Source organism: Seonamhaeicola marinus, from assembly GCF_008085455.1.
Window position 1 is genome coordinate 1 of record NZ_VSDQ01000154.1, and the last position, 276, is coordinate 276.

The 276-nt window shown below is 33.0% G+C and carries 1 protein-coding gene; it reads right to left on the reverse strand.

Annotation, left to right across the window (positions count from 1 at the left end):
* Positions 1-276: 50S ribosomal protein L10 (gene rplJ, locus FUA24_RS01205; protein ID WP_148539692.1), on the reverse strand; the 276-nt coding region annotated here is incomplete at both ends.

The following is a 276-nucleotide window of genomic DNA, read 5'->3' on the forward strand; positions in this document are numbered from 1 at the left end:
TGATTGAAGTGCTGAAACAACGTTTTTAGCAGGAGATTGTAATAATGTAATGATATCTCCAATAAGCTCTTCTCTAGACTTAATATCTACTAATGCGTCTAACTGATCATCGCCAATGTAAATAGCTTCCTCAATAAAAGCACCTTTTAATAAAGGTTTGTCAGATTTTTTACGGAAGTTTTTAATTAACTTTGCTGGTGCATTACCTGTTTCAGAATACATCACAGATGTATTTCCTTTTAATACAGTAGGAAGGTCCCCAAAATCTTTATCTGA